The 16,760-nt window shown below is 31.5% G+C and carries 17 protein-coding genes, 1 tRNA gene and 1 pseudogene; 12 read left to right on the forward strand and 7 right to left on the reverse strand.

The features are described 5' to 3' along the window. Positions 1 to 2 precede the first annotated feature (2 nt). From AC0UBM_RS15130 to AC0UBM_RS15145, 4 genes are all read left to right on the forward strand, one after another. Positions 3 to 1,916: a RecQ family ATP-dependent DNA helicase gene (locus tag AC0UBM_RS15130; protein WP_475689175.1), complete on the forward strand. Its 1,914-nt coding sequence runs from the start codon at positions 3 to 5 to the stop codon at positions 1,914 to 1,916. 39 nt (positions 1,917 to 1,955) lie between these two features. Further along, positions 1,956 to 2,903 (forward strand): methionyl-tRNA formyltransferase, encoded by a 948-nt coding sequence (gene fmt, locus AC0UBM_RS15135; protein WP_475689176.1) that lies wholly within the window; start codon positions 1,956 to 1,958, stop codon positions 2,901 to 2,903. Positions 2,904 to 3,090: 187 nt separating this feature from the next. Further along, positions 3,091 to 3,363, forward strand: a complete 273-nt coding sequence (locus AC0UBM_RS15140; protein ID WP_382381713.1) for an HU family DNA-binding protein — start codon at positions 3,091 to 3,093, stop codon at positions 3,361 to 3,363. Between the two features lie 122 nt (positions 3,364 to 3,485). Then, entirely contained in the window at positions 3,486 to 4,046 is a 561-nt protein-coding gene (locus tag AC0UBM_RS15145) for a YqgE/AlgH family protein (RefSeq protein WP_414036840.1), read from the forward strand. On the opposite strand, the gene AC0UBM_RS15150 is transcribed toward AC0UBM_RS15145, so the two are convergent. Together AC0UBM_RS15150 and AC0UBM_RS15155 are read right to left on the reverse strand one after the other, a co-directional pair. Beyond that, positions 4,043 to 4,885: an aminotransferase class IV gene (locus AC0UBM_RS15150; RefSeq protein WP_475689177.1), complete on the reverse strand. Its 843-nt coding sequence runs from the start codon at positions 4,883 to 4,885 to the stop codon at positions 4,043 to 4,045. The two genes, AC0UBM_RS15145 and AC0UBM_RS15150, sit on opposite strands and share 4 nt — an antisense overlap. A 55-nt stretch (positions 4,886 to 4,940) precedes the next feature. Then, positions 4,941 to 5,327, reverse strand: coding sequence for an START-like domain-containing protein (locus AC0UBM_RS15155; RefSeq protein WP_414036838.1), 387 nt, complete (start codon positions 5,325 to 5,327; stop codon positions 4,941 to 4,943). A gap of 135 nt (positions 5,328 to 5,462) precedes the next feature. Between AC0UBM_RS15155 and AC0UBM_RS15160 the strand changes: the two genes are divergently transcribed. From AC0UBM_RS15160 to AC0UBM_RS15170, 3 genes are all read left to right on the forward strand, one after another. After that, a tRNA-Met gene (locus AC0UBM_RS15160) sits at positions 5,463 to 5,536 on the forward strand. A gap of 497 nt (positions 5,537 to 6,033) precedes the next feature. Further along, complete coding sequence (locus AC0UBM_RS15165; protein ID WP_475689178.1) at positions 6,034 to 6,879, forward strand: SDR family oxidoreductase; 846 nt, start codon at positions 6,034 to 6,036, stop codon at positions 6,877 to 6,879. Between the two features lie 29 nt (positions 6,880 to 6,908). Next, positions 6,909 to 7,493: a DUF421 domain-containing protein gene (locus AC0UBM_RS15170; RefSeq protein WP_475689179.1), complete on the forward strand. Its 585-nt coding sequence runs from the start codon at positions 6,909 to 6,911 to the stop codon at positions 7,491 to 7,493. A 361-nt stretch (positions 7,494 to 7,854) separates the two neighbouring features. Here AC0UBM_RS15170 and AC0UBM_RS15175 read toward each other — a convergent pair whose 3' ends face one another. Next, complete coding sequence (locus AC0UBM_RS15175; protein ID WP_475689180.1) at positions 7,855 to 8,766, reverse strand: LysR family transcriptional regulator; 912 nt, start codon at positions 8,764 to 8,766, stop codon at positions 7,855 to 7,857. Positions 8,767 to 8,859: 93 nt separating this feature from the next. On the opposite strand from AC0UBM_RS15175, the gene AC0UBM_RS15180 reads away from it, so the two are divergent. Beyond that, positions 8,860 to 9,456: an NAD(P)H-dependent oxidoreductase gene (locus tag AC0UBM_RS15180; protein WP_475689181.1), complete on the forward strand. Its 597-nt coding sequence runs from the start codon at positions 8,860 to 8,862 to the stop codon at positions 9,454 to 9,456. Between the two features lie 440 nt (positions 9,457 to 9,896). Here the strand turns inward: AC0UBM_RS15180 and AC0UBM_RS15185 are convergent, their stop codons facing one another. Next, a complete protein-coding gene (locus AC0UBM_RS15185; protein ID WP_475689182.1) occupies positions 9,897 to 10,712 on the reverse strand; it encodes a hypothetical protein in 816 nt (271 codons plus the stop codon). 1,053 nt (positions 10,713 to 11,765) lie between these two features. On the opposite strand from AC0UBM_RS15185, the gene AC0UBM_RS15190 reads away from it, so the two are divergent. The 3 genes and pseudogenes from AC0UBM_RS15190 to AC0UBM_RS15200 all read left to right on the forward strand — a co-directional run. After that, positions 11,766 to 12,044 (forward strand): transposase, encoded by a 279-nt coding sequence (locus AC0UBM_RS15190; protein ID WP_475689183.1) that lies wholly within the window; start codon positions 11,766 to 11,768, stop codon positions 12,042 to 12,044. Continuing rightward, the gene (locus tag AC0UBM_RS15195) at positions 11,987 to 12,931 is read left to right on the forward strand and encodes an IS3 family transposase (protein ID WP_475689194.1); all 945 of its coding nucleotides are present in this window, start codon (positions 11,987 to 11,989) and stop codon (positions 12,929 to 12,931) included. The genes AC0UBM_RS15190 and AC0UBM_RS15195 overlap by 58 nt, the downstream gene beginning before the upstream one ends. Before the next feature lie 29 nt (positions 12,932 to 12,960). Continuing rightward, positions 12,961 to 13,764 (forward strand): annotated as a pseudogene (locus AC0UBM_RS15200) (IS110 family RNA-guided transposase); the annotation flags it as partial. Between the two features lie 370 nt (positions 13,765 to 14,134). Here the strand turns inward: AC0UBM_RS15200 and AC0UBM_RS15205 are convergent. Beyond that, the gene (locus tag AC0UBM_RS15205) at positions 14,135 to 14,458 is read right to left on the reverse strand and encodes a hypothetical protein (RefSeq protein WP_475689184.1); all 324 of its coding nucleotides are present in this window, start codon (positions 14,456 to 14,458) and stop codon (positions 14,135 to 14,137) included. Between the two features lie 257 nt (positions 14,459 to 14,715). On the opposite strand from AC0UBM_RS15205, the gene AC0UBM_RS15210 reads away from it, so the two are divergent. Beyond that, on the forward strand, positions 14,716 to 15,684 hold the full coding sequence (locus AC0UBM_RS15210; RefSeq protein ID WP_475689185.1) for an IS110 family RNA-guided transposase: 969 nt from the start codon (positions 14,716 to 14,718) through the stop codon (positions 15,682 to 15,684). Positions 15,685 to 15,930: 246 nt separating this feature from the next. Here AC0UBM_RS15210 and AC0UBM_RS15215 read toward each other — a convergent pair whose 3' ends face one another. Together AC0UBM_RS15215 and AC0UBM_RS15220 are read right to left on the reverse strand one after the other, a co-directional pair. Then, the gene (locus AC0UBM_RS15215; RefSeq protein WP_475689186.1) at positions 15,931 to 16,203 is read right to left on the reverse strand and encodes a hypothetical protein; all 273 of its coding nucleotides are present in this window, start codon (positions 16,201 to 16,203) and stop codon (positions 15,931 to 15,933) included. After that, complete coding sequence (locus AC0UBM_RS15220; RefSeq protein ID WP_475689187.1) at positions 16,196 to 16,645, reverse strand: hypothetical protein; 450 nt, start codon at positions 16,643 to 16,645, stop codon at positions 16,196 to 16,198. Before AC0UBM_RS15220 ends, AC0UBM_RS15215 begins: the two co-directional genes overlap by 8 nt. Between the last annotated feature and the right edge of the window lie 115 nt (positions 16,646 to 16,760).

Consider the following 16,760-nt stretch of genomic DNA (forward strand, 5'->3'; position numbering starts at 1 on the left):
TAATGAAACATCCTTTAAAAATACTAGAGCGCTATTGGAATTTTACAGAATTTCGTCCGTTTCAAGAAGAAGCCATTCAAGCCGCGATTGATGGGGAAGATGTTTTTGTTTTAATGCCTACCGGAGGTGGGAAATCGATGTGTTTTCAAATTCCTGCTTTAGCTAAAGAAGGGATTTGTATCGTAATTTCTCCGCTTGTAGCACTTATGAAAAACCAAGTGCAAGTATTACAAGATAAAGGGATTAAAGCGATGGCACTAACTAGCGGACTTTCATACAGTCAGTTAGATACCATGTTGGATAATTGCATTTACGGAAAGTATAAATTCTTATATATTTCGCCAGAACGTTTACAGCAGGAATTGGTACAAGAACGCATCAGGCAAATGCATGTGAATTTAATTGCTATAGACGAAGCACACTGTATTTCGCAATGGGGAAACGATTTTAGACCGGCATACAAAAACATTAGTACACTACGCGAATTGCATCCTACGGTGAATTGTATGGCTTTAACGGCTTCGGCAACACCTTTGGTTGTAGACGATATTGTTAATGAACTTGATTTTATTCAGCCTAAAATATTTAAACAATCTTTCTTTAGGCCAAATTTAGCGTATATGGTATTTCATGAAGACGATAAATACTATCGGATTGAAACCATATTAAGAAAATATACCAACTCTTCTATTATATATGTTCGAAGCCGGAAACTGACGGTAGAAATTGCTAATTTTTTAGAAAAAAAAGGCATAAAAGCGTCTTCGTTTCATGGTGGCTTAAGTAATCTTGAAAAGGACGAACGGTTAAACGATTGGTTGGCCAACAAAATGCAAGTTATGGTGGCTACTAACGCATTTGGGATGGGAATAGATAAACCCGATGTAAAGACGGTGATTCATCTTAATTTGCCAGATAGTTTAGAGAGTTATTTTCAGGAAGCGGGGAGAGCAGGTCGAGATGGCGAAAAAGCCTTCGCTGTTATATTAAAGAATAAGAGTGACGACTTATTAGTCAAAAATCAGTTTCTGGATGTCTTGCCAAGTATTAGTTTTATAAAGCAAGTGTACCGAAAACTCTCTAATTATTGTCAGATTTCTTACGGAGAAGGAGCTTTAACAACTCACGATTTTAATTTTAATGCCTTTTGTAAAGCATATAAGTTTAATGGTGTTTTGGCGTTTAATGCGCTTCAGATTTTAGATCGGACGAGTATAATCACTTTAACGAAGCAATTTCAGAATAAGACTTTGGTTCAGTTTGTTATTTCTAATGCGTCATTGTTTCATTATTTAGATACACATTCAGAATTACAGCTCATCGTGAAATCGTTATTAAGAACCTATGGCGGTATTTTTGAACATGCAACAAAGATAAATACAGTATTAGTTTCCGAAAAAGCTTCCATCCCAGAATCTGTTTTAATGCGTGCTTTAAATACATTAGAAAAAGATGAAATTATCACACTTCACCAAACTAAGACAGATGCTCAGGTCACGTTTATAGTGCCACGTGAAGACGATAAAACCATTAATAGAATTGCTAATATAATAGAGCAACAAAACGATTTAAAGCAGAAGCAAGTAAAAAGTGTATTAGATTATGTAGATAATGATACGGTTTGTAAAACGACTCAGTTATTATCTTATTTTGGAGAAAAGGACGCTAAGCCTTGTGGCATTTGTTCGGTGTGTATAGGTGCCGTTAAAACCCTTAAAAAACCTAAAGTAACCGATTTTACGGCATTAAGAAAGCAAATTATCACACATTTAGAACATGGCGATTTATCCTCTAGAGCATTAGCTTCGGCAGTAAATAGCACGGAAGCAGATGTGTTAAGTGTTTTAAAATTACTGTTAGAGCATCATATTATTTCTATAACAAAAACGAATACTTATAAATTATATCATACCTAAATACCTTTTTAGATTGATATTATTTCAAAATAAATAAAAATGAAAACATTAAATATTGTATTCATGGGAACACCAGATTTCGCTGTTTCCACATTAAAAACATTGGTCGAAAATAATTGTAATATAGTAGGTGTAATTACTGCACCAGATAAACCGGCTGGTCGCGGACGAAAATTAAATGAGAGTGCTGTAAAGCAATACGCCGTGTCTCAAGACTTAAAAGTATTACAACCTACCAATCTTAAAGATGACCGCTTTTTATCTGAATTAAGAGCTTTAAATGCCAATTTAAACATAGTTGTTGCGTTTAGAATGTTACCAAAGGTAGTTTGGGCGATGCCGGAATTGGGAACTTTTAATTTGCATGCATCACTCTTACCTAATTATAGAGGAGCCGCTCCAATAAATTGGGCGATTATTAATGGAGAAACAAAAACGGGAGTTTCTACTTTCTTTATAGATGAAGAAATTGATACTGGTGAAATGATTCTGCAAGAAGCCATTGCTATTGGTGAGAACGAAACAGCGGGAGAACTTCATGATCGATTAATGCATTTGGGAAGTGACTTGGTTTTAAAGACGGTTAGACAAATTGAAGCAGAAGCGGTTAAAACAACTCCACAAATAGAGGATGCCGATTTAAAAACGGCTTACAAATTAAATAGAGACAACTGTAAAATAGATTGGACAGCATCTATAGAAGCGATTCATAATAAAATTCGTGGCTTAAGTCCGTATCCAGCAGCATGGTGTATTTTAGAACATGGCGGAGAGGCCGTAGATGTGAAAATTTACCAAGCGACTATGGAGTTAGAAGCTCACGATTTTGAGATTGGCGAAATTCAGAGTACTAAAAAAGAAATTAAAGTTGCCGTTGAGAAAGGATTTATAAATATCCAATATATGAAACTTCCAGGAAAGCGAAATATGTCGGCCAAAGATCTGTTAAACGGATTCGAATTTAAAACGGGAGCAAAAATGCTGTAACCCCTTATTATAGCTCGATTTAGTGAAATAAATGTAAAATTTTCAAGGGTTATTAACAAAAGGCCTAAGTTATTAACAAATTGGCGAGTTTCCCTTGCTATTACTTGCGTAGTTAGCTAATCCGTATAAATTTGTAATAGTATTAAAAAGTTTAACCAACGATTTATTAATAATTAAAATTAAAATTATGAACAAAACAGATTTAATCGATGCAATGGCAGAGCATGCTGGAATTTCAAAAGCAGCAGCTAAAAAAGCATTAGAAGGAGCACTTACAGAAATAGGAAGCGCTTTAAAAGACGGTAAAAGAGTATCTTTAGTAGGATTTGGTTCTTTTTCAGTTTCTGAAAGAGCAGCTCGAGAAGGAAGAAACCCACAAACAGGAAAAACTATTCAAATTGCAGCAAAAAATGTTGTAAAGTTTAAAGCTGGATCTGAATTATCAGGTGCTGTAAACTAATTAGTTACTTCATACATATTACAAAAGGCCCTCTAATTATAGAGGGCTTTTTTATTATATTTTCATCAAATATTGGATTTTAACAAAAATAATATTAGATTTAGTTATAAATTCCTATGAATATGATTACAATTAAACCAAAAAAAGGTAATTTGTTAATCGCAGAACCGTCAATTATAGGAGACGTATCCTTTAATCGATCTATTGTTTTGTTGGCAGATTACACCAATGATGGTTCTATAGGTTTTATTTTAAATAAGCCTTTAGATTACACAATTAACGACCTAATTCCAGAACTTGACGCCAATTTTAAAGTATATAATGGCGGACCGGTAGAACAAGACAATCTGTACTTTATACACAAGGTCCCTGATCTTATACCAGACAGTATCGAGATTTCTCTAGGTATTTACTGGGGAGGTGATTTTAACGTCGTAGCCGAGCTTATTGCTAATAAACGTATCGAAGAAAAGGACATCAGGTTCTTTTTAGGATATTCCGGATGGGATAGCAATCAGTTAGACGAAGAATTAAATGTTAATTCTTGGGTGGTCACAGAAAATGTTTACCAAAAAAATATAATCGAAAAGGATTACGAATTCTTTTGGAAAGAAAAAATGTTAGAGTTTGGTGGTGAATATAGTATTTGGTCTAATGCTCCAGAAAATCCGAGCTATAATTAACTCAATCTCATTTTTACATTTAACTTCTGAATAAGTAGTTTTGAAATCGTATTTGTAAATGTCTTTTTACGGTATTTTGAAACTGGCTGAATTCCTGTAATTGCATTAGTAATGAAGATTTCATCTGATTTTTGAAGTTCGAAAGCAGAAATAGACTCTTCTATCAGTTCATATTCAGGAATAGCATTAATAATTTCGATTAATTGTTTTCTCATAATACCTTTAAGACAACCATCGCTTAAAGGAGCTGTTTTAATTACGTTTCCTTTAACAACAAACACATTTCCATTTAACGCTTCTACAACATTTTTATTTGTATTAAGTGTCAAACAATTCTGCAATTTATTTTCTTTAGCATAGATGCTCCCAACTACATTTAACGCCTTGTTATTGGTTTTTAAGGTAGATAATAGGCTAGGGGAGATGTAATAATCTTTAAACAAATCGACTTCGTAAGATGCGTCCGAGATTAAATAAAAATCGTTATCTAAAGGTTTGGTATCAATAATAAAACTAATATCGTTTGTTTCTGGTAAATACAAACCGCCTTCGTTTCTAAATACAGTTAGTTTTACACGAGCAGAAGCATCGGTTAATCCATTAACTTCAAGCGTATTTTTAATTTCGGCTTCAAGAAATTCCATATTAAAGTGCATTGGAATTTCCATACGTAAGATGCGCATAGATGCCATTAATCTAAAATAGTGATCTTCCCAAAATAAAATTTTACCATAAGATGTTTTTATGGTTTCAAAAAGCGCATCACCATAGGCAAAACCTCTATTATTTGAGTTTAAAACTGAATTATTATCTTGAATTGTACCGTTAAAATTAATCATAAAAAATGCCCGAATAGTTTTCGGGCAAATATACTTTAAAATATGTAAATATCGATTAAGCTGAGCCTAAGACCTGTTTTAAATCTGAAATTTGATTTTCCCACAGCATTTTAGTTTCATCAATTTCATCTTCCTCGGCAAAATCGACTACAATAATAGAAACATCTTTAGTAATTTCGTCTACCTGAATACGAAGCTCGAAGAAATAGGGATCATCTTCATCATGTAACCATCTAAACTTGATGCGTTCACCACTTTTTTTGCTTAAGACTTTAGCTTGCTCTTCTGCTCCGTCCCAAATAAATTTGAAAAGTTCACCTCTAGAGTTTACGTTGTCGGCAAACCATTCAGATAATCCTGATGGCGTAGAAATATATGTATATAAAAGGGCTGGTGAAGCTTTTATTGGGAATTCAAGTTCAAATTTTATTTTATCTTCCATGTGTTCATTCAAAAATTATTGGCTCAATATATACATTAATTATATACTTTATATACAAATTAAATAAAATTTATTTTTTTACAATAAAAGCTTGTGAACTTCAAAATAGTTGTTATATTTGCACCCTCAAAATAAGGCGAGGTAGCTCAGTTGGTTAGAGCGTTGGATTCATAACCCAGAGGTCACGAGTTCAAATCTCGTTCTCGCTACTAGTATTTACAAGGCTTCACAGAAATGTGAAGCCTTTCTTTTTTTTTACTAGTACAGAATACGTACAGAATACCTTCATTTTATATCTTTCATATTATTTACCATTAAATTTTAATAATAGCTATTAATTATGCTATTTAGAAGGTTGTGTAAGGTTACTACAGCTTATCAAAAAGAACTTTGAGGGTAGACTTTACAGGAAGGGAGGATTCGATTGTGGTGAATTAGAAGTTTTAAAGAGCTGTATTGCGAAGTTTTACAGTGAGATATCAAGTTGTAGCTCTACTATTTTAATCTACTATCAAATTCTAAAATAAGGGTTTGAGATTTATAAAATATCTTTTACTATCCCCATTAGAAATGTAAAAGATTATGTCGTACTGAACGTGTTTTTCTAATCATTATAGAAAATTTATTGTGGTAATTTTAATTTTAATTAAGTTCATTTCTTTTTGGTTTTAGTTTTTAATTTGAAATATTCTAAACTGATAATATTATGAAAATTAATGAATTTCCAGAACAGGAACAGCCGCAACCAGGGAAAACACATAAAATGACTCCGGAACCGATACTTATTCGTGATAATTATAGAGGATCAGGAAAATTAGAAAACAAGGTCGCTCTAATTACAGGTGGTGATAGTGGGATAGGTGCCAGTGCCGTATTGCACTTTGCAAAAGAGGGAGCTAATATTGCTATGGTTTATTTAGAAGAAACTAAAGACGCTGAAGCCATACAAGCAGAAGTTGAGAAAATGGGTAGAAAGTGTTTGCTTATTAAAGCGGATTTAACTCACGAGGATAATTGTAAAAATTGTATTCAAGCCTGTATTAATGCGTATGGTAAATTGAACATTGTGGTAAATAATGCTGCGATGCAATTTCCAAAAGATTCTATATCGGATATAAATAAAAATCAATTACATAAAACTTTTGAGACGAATATTTTTCCTTATTTTTATTTATCCAAAGCGGCTCTAGATTACTTAAGTCCAGGAGATACTATTATAAATACTAGTTCGGTTACAGCATATAGAGGTAGCGAGCATTTAGTGGATTATGCAAGCACTAAAGGAGCAATAGTAAGTTTTACGAGGTCATTATCGGCGCAGTTGGCTGCTAAAAATATCAGAGTTAATGGTGTTGCTCCTGGTCCTATATGGACGCCACTAATTCCAGCAAGTTTCGATGATGTATCCGATTTTGGACAAGATACACCACTGGGTAGAGCGGGACAACCAAGTGAAGTAGGTCCGGCTTACGTTTTTCTTGCTAGCGAAGATAGTAGCTATATTACCGGACAATTTATTCATATTAATGGAGGTGAGATAATTGGTGGTTAAAAATCAATCATTTAATACGAAATAATGTTATGATTGAGCCAAATGAATATACGTTTGATATATTAAAAATCTTATTTGGGGAGTATAACCTACTCATTTATGTTGAAATTATTATACGAGTACTCATCATTTTAAGCTACACAATGCTTATTATAAATTGGATTGGTAAACGTGTGGTGGGAGGTTTAGGTAGTGCCGATATTTTAATAGTTGTAGGTATGGGGAGTGCAGTTGGAGACAGCATGTTTTATCCTTCTATTCCATTAACTGTTGCTATTTTAGTTATAACATTAATAGGTGCGCTACAAAAGGTATATGTGTATTTGTCTATAAAATCCGAATCGGTCAGAAAAAAAACACATCCAAAAGTTATAAAACTGGTAGAATCTGGTAGGTTACTTTATGATAATTTTTCCGATGATCAAATCGATAAATTCGAAGTGTATATGTTATTAAGAGAATCAGGAATTAAATATTTGTCTGAAGTCGAACATGCTTATTATGAACAATCGGGCAAGTTGAGCATTTATAAATATGAGAATCCTATATTGGAGCACTCTATTCTTCCGGAACACCTACCTAATCACGAAAAGTTCCCTCATAAATCGAAATGAAAAAACAAATTTGAATGGTTGATTTATAATTTATACCTCTTAAGTCTAATATTTGCGAACCTTTATTTACTTCAGTTGGGAATTTTAACTAGGAGTGATTTATTGGCTATAATAATTATTAAGGGATTACAAAATGGTATTATAGATTAAAATTTAGAATTTCTTTTCAGAATTTTACGGCCTATAAATACAATTGGCCTACATAGATATTTATAAACGTATTGAAGCAAAAGGGAAGTGTTCGGAACTGCTTTTAATAGCAGTATGAAATAATCTTCTGATGCAGGCTTTAGCTATCGTAAAATCGGGTTAAAAATAAGATGACTCATATAGAAGTGCTTTTGTGAACAATTAACGTGTTTTACTCTGTGTATTTCATTTTTGATTTAAATATATTTCTAATTGTATCTAATTCTTTTTTGTATTTTAAATCTGTTCTAGATGCAAAATATAAAGTGTTTTCCGTTTTTACTCTTCCTTCCCAAACTAAATGTATTTCGTTTTTTAAAATTTGTTCTTGGCATAAAAAATCTGGAACTAATGCAAGTCCGTTACCATGGTGTAAACATCTTATAATAGAAGTAATATTTGGTAAAATGTAGTTGGGTTTAAAAGCGGGTTTCTTATTAAAATTCTCAAACCAAAACCGTCTAAAATGTTCCATTTCGTTAGATGAACTATACCAAGTGTTTTTAAGTAGTTCGTCTTCTAACTTGTTTAAATCATTAGACTTTAGGTGTTCCTGTAATTGGGTTATATCGGTTTTATTGCCAGCTATTAGAACAATTCTTTCTTTTGAAAACGGAACATACTCCACTAACGATTTTTTTTCATTCTGTTTTCTAGGTGTGATTACTAAATCTAAAATGCCATTGTTTAGGTCTTTTATTAAATCTATATGTGATCCAAATCTAGCCACTAAGTCAAAGTCCAGTTTGGGAATTTCGGGCTCTATTATGAGTTGAAACATTTCTGAACACATACCAATATTTAGAGATGGATTTTTTTCTTGCGTTGTTTTCTTAAAATGCTGTTCTGCTATTTCAAGTTTAGTTAAAGATTCAATAATATATTCATATAAAAATTTCCCATCCTCTGTTGGAATCATTTTTCTCGAAGTCCGTTCAAATAGTTTTTTGCCAACATACGCTTCTAAAGCATTTAAGTGTACACTAACTCCAGGTTGTGACGCATATAAAGCAATAGAAGCTTTGGTTAAAGTTCCGTTTTCGTATATTTCTTTAAACGTTCTGTACCATTCTAAATTCACCATAACTATAAAAATTTTGATACAAAGGTGTGATTTGTATTATTTTTACAATAATAAGTATTGCTTTAATTTTGCCTCAAATAAAATAAGAGACAAATGAAAAATATATTTATAATTAATGGAGGTCATCCATTTGCACATTCTGGAGGAAGATTTAACGACACACTTTTTAATAATACTATTTCATTTTTTGATACGCGTGAGGAATTTGAAGTGAAATATACTCAAGTAGGTGAAAACTATAACGTAAAAGAAGAAGTTGAAAAATTTAAGTGGGCAGATGTAGTGATTTATCATACGCCAATTTGGTGGTTTCAAATACCATTTGGATTTAAAAAGTATATAGATGAAGTTTTTACGGAAGGTCATCAGAATGGAATTTATGCCAATGATGGAAGAAGTAGAACAAATCCAGACATCAATTATGGGACGGGTGGTTTAATGCACGGAAAGAAATATATACTTACCACAAGTTGGAATGCTCCTAAAACTGCATTTACTTTAGAAAATGAATTTTTTAATCAGAAAAGTGTAGATGAAGGTGCTATGTTTGGGTTTCACAGAATGAATGCTTTTACAGGAATGGAATTATTAGCAACACATCATTTCCACGATATGGAAAAAAATGCTGATGTGCCTTTGGAGTTGAATAATTACAGTGCTTTTTTAAATGATTTAGTGGCTAATTTGTAATGTGCTGATGTAGTGATGAAATGTCTTGTCTTGAACTATAGCTATAGGTCGAATTAAAATTTCACACATAATCTATATCGCGCATTGGTGTTTTATAATCTAAAATAAATAAAATGGGATTTCCTGGTATAGATTCATTGTGCTTTTGTAGTTACAGAAATCCATTACAATGGGCCAATTCATTTAAAAACGAAATCAGGGATTGGAAGCAAAACGATATAGACGTTGGTTGTCTATACATATCAATTTGAGCATTCTGTATGCGATTGTACGGTCTTTATGTCTAACAGTAGCATCTTCGGAATTAGAAAGCATGGTGGCCGTGTAAATGGATGTTGTAGAATAACTAAAATAGGACGTCTAAAACTTCTTACTTTCTGGTTTTTTTTAATTTTCTAGTTATTGAAAAACATTTTGAGCTTATAGATATCACTCCGTCTTTAAATGCTAAGGGAATTATCCTTTTGAAAACAAAGAGTTTCTTGCGGATTTAAAAAGTCGTCTGGTTCTCGTTTGGTTTGGTTTCTAAAAGCAATTAAAAACGACTCGTAAGAAATAAATCCTGTTTTTTCGGCTAACTCTTCCCATGTTGCATTATCTAAATATCTGTTCTCAATAAGGTTAAGCGCGTCTTTTATTCTGCAATAATCTGTATATTCAACAAAAGTAACGATTGCATGATATTTAAAGATATAGCATAAATGGCTTTTAGGAATATTTACTGCTTTTTCAAAATCGGATAAAGAGAATTTAGGATTTCTAAAAGGATGTTTTTTATTTACAAAACACTCGATTTCGGATACGTAAGACAACACGCTTTCTTCTACATGACTACCGTTCTCGTTCTCTTTAGGATTTATAATATTTATTGTATCAAATATCCATACATGATCAGTAATGTTTATTTGATTTTCTTCTTCTATATCCCTCTTTTGCATATCTGGATAACCATATAAAATTTCAGGATGAATTAAAATTTTACCATAAATTAAAATCCAAGGGATAATTACTAAGGCAGAATAGTGTTCTGCTCTAAATAATTCATTGGAATTTTTTTCATGATATATTGAAAATAAAATTCTAATAAATAGAAATGAAGAAATGACAAAAATAAATTGGGTCCAATTTTTAATGACTAAATAATGTCTTTTTTCTAATGGATTACTGATGTCTAAATTCCAAAACTTGGTGTATAGAAGATTAAAAGATAATAGCCAATACACTCCTACAAATACATTTAAACCAATGAATAGCATGTTTTGAATAGACTGGTTTTTTAGGTTAGGGAAGTGTTCCTGAGCTAAATAAAAAAATAAAATAAAGACAGGATATAAAAAATGGCGAAATTCATTTTTATTGAAATAATTATAGTCTTTGACTAAGGATTTAAAGTATAAATATAGGGATGGCACTGCAATTATATATACCGGCAAAAGGTATCTTGAAGTAAATAAGGATTGGGCATTTATAATTTCAAAAAAGCCAATGTTAATTGTCCTAATAGAACATAACATAAAAATTATCACTAAATAAATATTTACGAAAATATTGGATCTATACGAAAATAGCATGAGTGATATTACAAATAGGCCAATAATCCCAACCAAAATTAAGGTTGAGTTTACTAAAAAATGATAATGGGGCATTTACTTTTTTTTAAAAGAACAATTAAATAGGTGATTTAAAATTAACAAAATAACTATCGCAGTCTAAGTAAAACTGTTGTTTTTTTAAGAAAATTCTTTCCTTTTTTTAATGACAAATACTAATATGTTGTTTATTAGATTTTTATCAAATCAGTTTTTTAGAAATGTGAATGTCGTTTGAAAAAAAACTAGACAATTTGTCGCTTTCTAATCCACTAGTTTGTTATTATGTATGATCTTTTAAGATTGCGTGTCATGATAATGAAAGTCTTTACATTATTTTATCTAGTTACTGCAAAATGAAAGTTTGTATTTAGGTAGGGGGAGAAGTAAGGAATAGTTTTAGTAAGTAAACGAAATCCAGCCATTAATTATATACGTCTTAAGTTTGATTTCTATTAAATTAGATATAAAACAGAAAGAACAAAAGAGAGAATTAAGGTTAATATATATGGTGAAGCTTTAGACTTCGACAACATTAACAATCCTCTCTCTTTTATTACTAAATCACAATCAATTCTGTGAGACTTTAGATCTCGATTTTAGCCAATGCTAAGTGTAGCTGAAGTATTGAAACTCGCGGAGTCATCCTTTCAAAACACATTCTACTGGAATGTCTACTTTAGTTGGTACAGATTTATGTGATAAACTTAAATTTGTAATATGAATAAAAAGAATTACGATCAGGAATTTAAAACAACCATTGTAGAGTTGTTAAATACAGGGAAAACAGTTAAGTCTTTGTCTGAAGAATATGGAGTTAGTGAAGCCTCTATAAATAGATGGAAAAAGGATTTAAAAACAAAAGGGACATCCCAGGATAAGACCACTTCTCAAGAGAGGCTTCGCATCAAGGCCTTAGAGAAAGAGTTAAAAGAAATAAGATTAGAGCGAGATATTCTAAAAAAGGCGGTAAGCATCTTTTCCAAGAACGACAGGTAAAATATGGTTTTATAAAAAATCATACAGGTAAGTACCCTGTTGAAAAGATGTGTTATTGTATGAAGGTAAGTAGAAATGCTTATTACACTTGGTTAAGAAATAAAGATAAAAACTTAAGCAACACTTGTTTAGAGTCTCTAAAACAAAGTATAAAAGAAATATATTACGGTAATAATGGTATTTACGGAAGTTTAAGAGTTCAGAAAATGTTAGAAAGACGAGGATCATTTTATAGCAGATCTTATATCGCCTATATAATGAAACAAATGGGGTTAAGAAGTATTTTAAGTAGAAAATTTAGGGTAGTCACAACAGATTCTAATCACACCTTCCCCATTTCAGAAAACTTGTTAAACAGGGATTTTACCAGTAACTGCCTTGGTGAAAAATGGGTGTCTGACATTACCTATATTAAAGAGGGAAGTCGCTGGAATTACCTAACAACAATATTAGATTTAGCAGATAGAAAAGTACTGTCTTGGGTTTTAAGTGAAGATATGACCACAGAAAACACTGTTTATACTGCTTGGATTTTAGCAAGAAAAAAGAGGGAAATCACAGAAAACCATATTTTTCATTCAGATAGAGGAAGCCAGTATGCTTCACAAAAAATAACAGACTTACTTAGTTTCAGTTGTAAATCCACTCAAAGCATGAGTCGTAAAGGAAATTGTTGGGATAATGCTGTAGCCGAAAGTTTTTTTAAGACTATAAAGTACGAGTGTATTTATAGACATAATTTTAAGTCTTATTTTGAAGCTTACCAAATTATTGAAAACTATATAAAATGGTATAACAACGCTAGAATACACTCTGCTTTAGACTTTAAAACTCCAGCGGAGAAGGAATTAGAATTGAAAATTAAAAGCATGTATAATGTCGCATAAAAAAAGTACCAAATTTATTAGGTAGTCCATACCATTATCAATTGGCTTATTATTTACTAGAGTCAGGGACAAAAGTATCAGTAGAAAACCCTTTAGCTGTTAAACGTTTTATCCAGATGAAGTTGTCTAAGATCAAGACGGATAAAAGTGATTCTAAACTTATTTGTGAATATGCAAAACAAGTAGATTTAAAGCTTTGGGAAGGTCAATCCAAACATCAAACAGAATGTCTTCAAATGACCAGACTCCTTTCTGTGTATACAAAACAGAGCACTATGCTGAAGAATAAAATACATGATGAAGCTGTTTTAGGAAATCCTAGCAAAGCAGTTGTAAGTTCTATTAAACGAAGCTTAAAACACGTTTTAAAAGAAATCAAAACTTTAGAAGATAAACTTATGGTATTAGTTAAAGAAGTCCACCAGGATGTATTAATTCGCTTAAAAAGTATACCAGGAATTGGAAACAAAACGGCATTGATGCTTGTGGTTCTTACAGATGGTTTTGAGCGTTTTACAAGCGGTAGTGAACTCTGCAGTTATGCTGGATTAACTCCATTAGTTAGAAAGAGTGGTAGCAGTGTAAATGGACGCAGTAGAATAAGTAAAATAGGAAATCAGAAGCTTCGTAATTTATTATTTATGTGCAGTTTTAATGCTTGTAAATACAACAAAGCATGCAGAGATATTTATGAACGAATTGTAGCAAAAGGGAAGAGTAAAAAACTGGCTTTAATAGCTGTGTGTAATAAGCTTTTAAAACAGGCTTTTGCTATCGCAAAATCTGGTTTAATATATGATGATTCTTATAGAAGTACTTTAGTGAAAAGTTAATGCTTTTTTACTTGTTTTTTACCACAGTACTTTGTTGTACGCTGGCTTTTATATTATTATAATTAATTTCTTTCCGTTTATTTCTAATTCGACAAGTTGCAAATTGTTACTCCTTTTAAAAACAAATCTGTTATTTCCTTTTTTCAACTCGGTATTAACAAAGAGTGTTGTGCTATGTCCTTTTAGTAAATGGTTTAATTCAAATTTAATATCGTCTTCAATTTCAGATTCCAATTTGATGATTATTTTTCCTTTTCTTCTTTTTATCCGAATGTTTTTGAGTTCAGTTATTTCGTTAAGTACTGGTTTTTCGGGACGATTTATAAGAACAAAACCAAGATTGCATTTTTCAGGATAAATTCCCTTGGTTTCATAGAGATTGCGTAATGTCAATACTTTCAGCTGGAATTAATTTTAAATTTTCAATTTGTTCCTTTGGAATGTCATTTGCTGTTGAAAAAATTCCACCATCTATAATTATTGTAAGCCAAAAGTCAATTTCACTTTGTTCCGATTCTTGCTCACATTTAATTCTATCGAAGATTTTGTTTTTACGCTCTTCAAGATTTAACTGTTTAATTTCCTTAATCCACTTTTGAGATTCTTCATAATTTTTAAAATCTCCGCAGTTATTTTGTCCAAATGAAACTTGGCTAAAAAATAAAAAAAGAATGAAGAATTTAATTGTTCTCATAGGTTTTCACAGCTTGCGTACAACGGTTACGTATAACTTAAGTTAGGCTTATCAAATATAAGTTATAAATTAAGTATCAAATCAGAAAGAACAAAAAGAGAGAATTAAGGTTATTTTGTATAGTGAGACTTGATCTCGTTTTTCTTGAAAATCCTCTCTCTTTTCTACTATTATTTCGTACAGTTCTAAGAGACTAAGGATCTCGTTTTTAAGTTGTAGAAAACACGGTAGATACGTTCCTTCATAACATGTTAAATATGAATGAAAATACGAATTATTTTGGAATTGACATTAGTAAAGATGTTTTTGATGTGATGGGGAGTGACGGTTTGTTTCATCGGTTTAACAATGAGCTTATAGGCTTTAAAAAATTTCTCAAACTTATGGGTAGTAATCCTCATTGTGTTATGGAATCTACAGGTGTATATCATTTAAGATTGGCATATTACCTAATAGAGCATAATATTAAAGTTAGTGTTGAAAATCCTTTATCTGTTAAACGGTTCATTCAAATGAAATTATCCAAAATAAAGACAGACAAGAGTGATTCTAAAATGATTTATGAATATGCAATAATGAATAGTCCCAGCTTATGGACAGGTCAGACAAAGAGCCAAATAGAATGTTCTCATCTATTAAGTTTAAGTAATTTATATACTAAAGAAATAATTGTTCTTAAAAACAAATTACACTCTGAAGAAGCCCAAGGCTGCCCAGTGCCTAGAGTAATACGTTCAATAAAGCGTAGCTTGAATTTTTATAAAAAGGAAATAGAAACTCTGGAGATAACCGTTCTAAAATTAGTAAAAGAAGAATATCAAGACTTGCATAGTCGTATTAAAAGCATACCTGGTTTAGGAGCCAAAGCTAGCGCTCTTTTAATTGTATTGACAGATGGGTTTGAGCGTTTTAATAAAGCATCAGAACTATGCTCTTTTGCAGGCCTAACACCTATAATAAGAGAATCTGGCAGCAGTATAAGGTCAAGACCTAGAATAAGTAAAATGGGAAATAGAAGATTGAGGAAAGTATTATTTATGTGTAGTTTCTCTGCAAGTAAACATAATAAAGCTTGTAAAGAGCTTTATAACAGGATTGTTGCAAAAGGAAAGAGTAAAAAACTAGCTCTAGTTGCAGTCTGTAATAAACTATTAAAACAAGCCTTTGCTATTGCTAAATCTCATTTGTGGTATGACGAAAACTACAGGAGTGTTTTAGTGAGGTAAATCATGGTTTTAATATTATTTATTTAAATATGTTTTTATCTAGGATGAAAATGTATCAGAAGAATATTGTTTAAAAAATTAACTCTTTTTTATTGGTTTATAACACAGTTCTTGGTTAGTTGCGTGGTTAAGTAACTAAGTTAGCAAACTTTTACGAATCCGAGAAAATTCCGCAGGAATTTTCGCAAGTAGGCAAGAACAAAGCAATTAATTATACACGGTGTTGTAAGTAGTTTTTATTTAAACTTAAATAAGATATAAAATTACCAAAGTCACAATTATAAAGACAATAGCAATAGATATAAATTCCTTCTTTTTTTCCGATTTTGCTTTTTTACGAATATCGCTTTTTACTTTCTCTAATTCCGATTCAGATAGTTTTGGGAAATTATATTCTGGTTTTGAATCAAAACTTTTATAGCTTGGTGAATTTCTGTCAGACCTTGCTTGCCTTTTTTGATTTCTTTCTATTTTCCTTGCTAAAGTCGCTTTAAACTGCGACAAACTTCCATCAGCCATTTTTTCTGTCTTTTACCAATTTAGTTAATTTATTAAGCTTTACTTGGTCAATTTTTTTCCAATCAGCTTTGTCAAATTCCAACGTATTGAACTTTTTTAAACTCCGATACAATGGTAAAATTACAGACTCAAAATCTCCAGTTAGTTCATAAATCAGATTTCGATTCTCTGTTATTCCGCCACTTTTAGAGATAATAAAATCAATTCCTTTTCCGCTTGGTTTTAGCTCAAAGAAATAACATTCTGGTTCCAAATTCCAGCATATTTCCGTTTCAATTCCATTTATTGCTAAAATCAGAGATTCGCAAAGTTTGTCAATTGGATTTTTGGGAATATTTGACGAACTAAATTTCAATTCAAATTCCACCGAATTTAATTCAAACGGAAGCCATCCATTTTTCGGATTTCCTAAATTCAGTTCTATTTTTGTTGGTTTGGTCAAATGTCTAGTCCTGAAATATGGCTACAGTTAAAAATTGGTTTTAAGCTGATAATTGATATACCATATTTGGTGTTCTATAGTCTAAAGATAAATGTAATCTTATTTCGTTGTATAA

The sequence above is a fragment of the Formosa sp. F44 genome, from assembly GCF_056238645.1.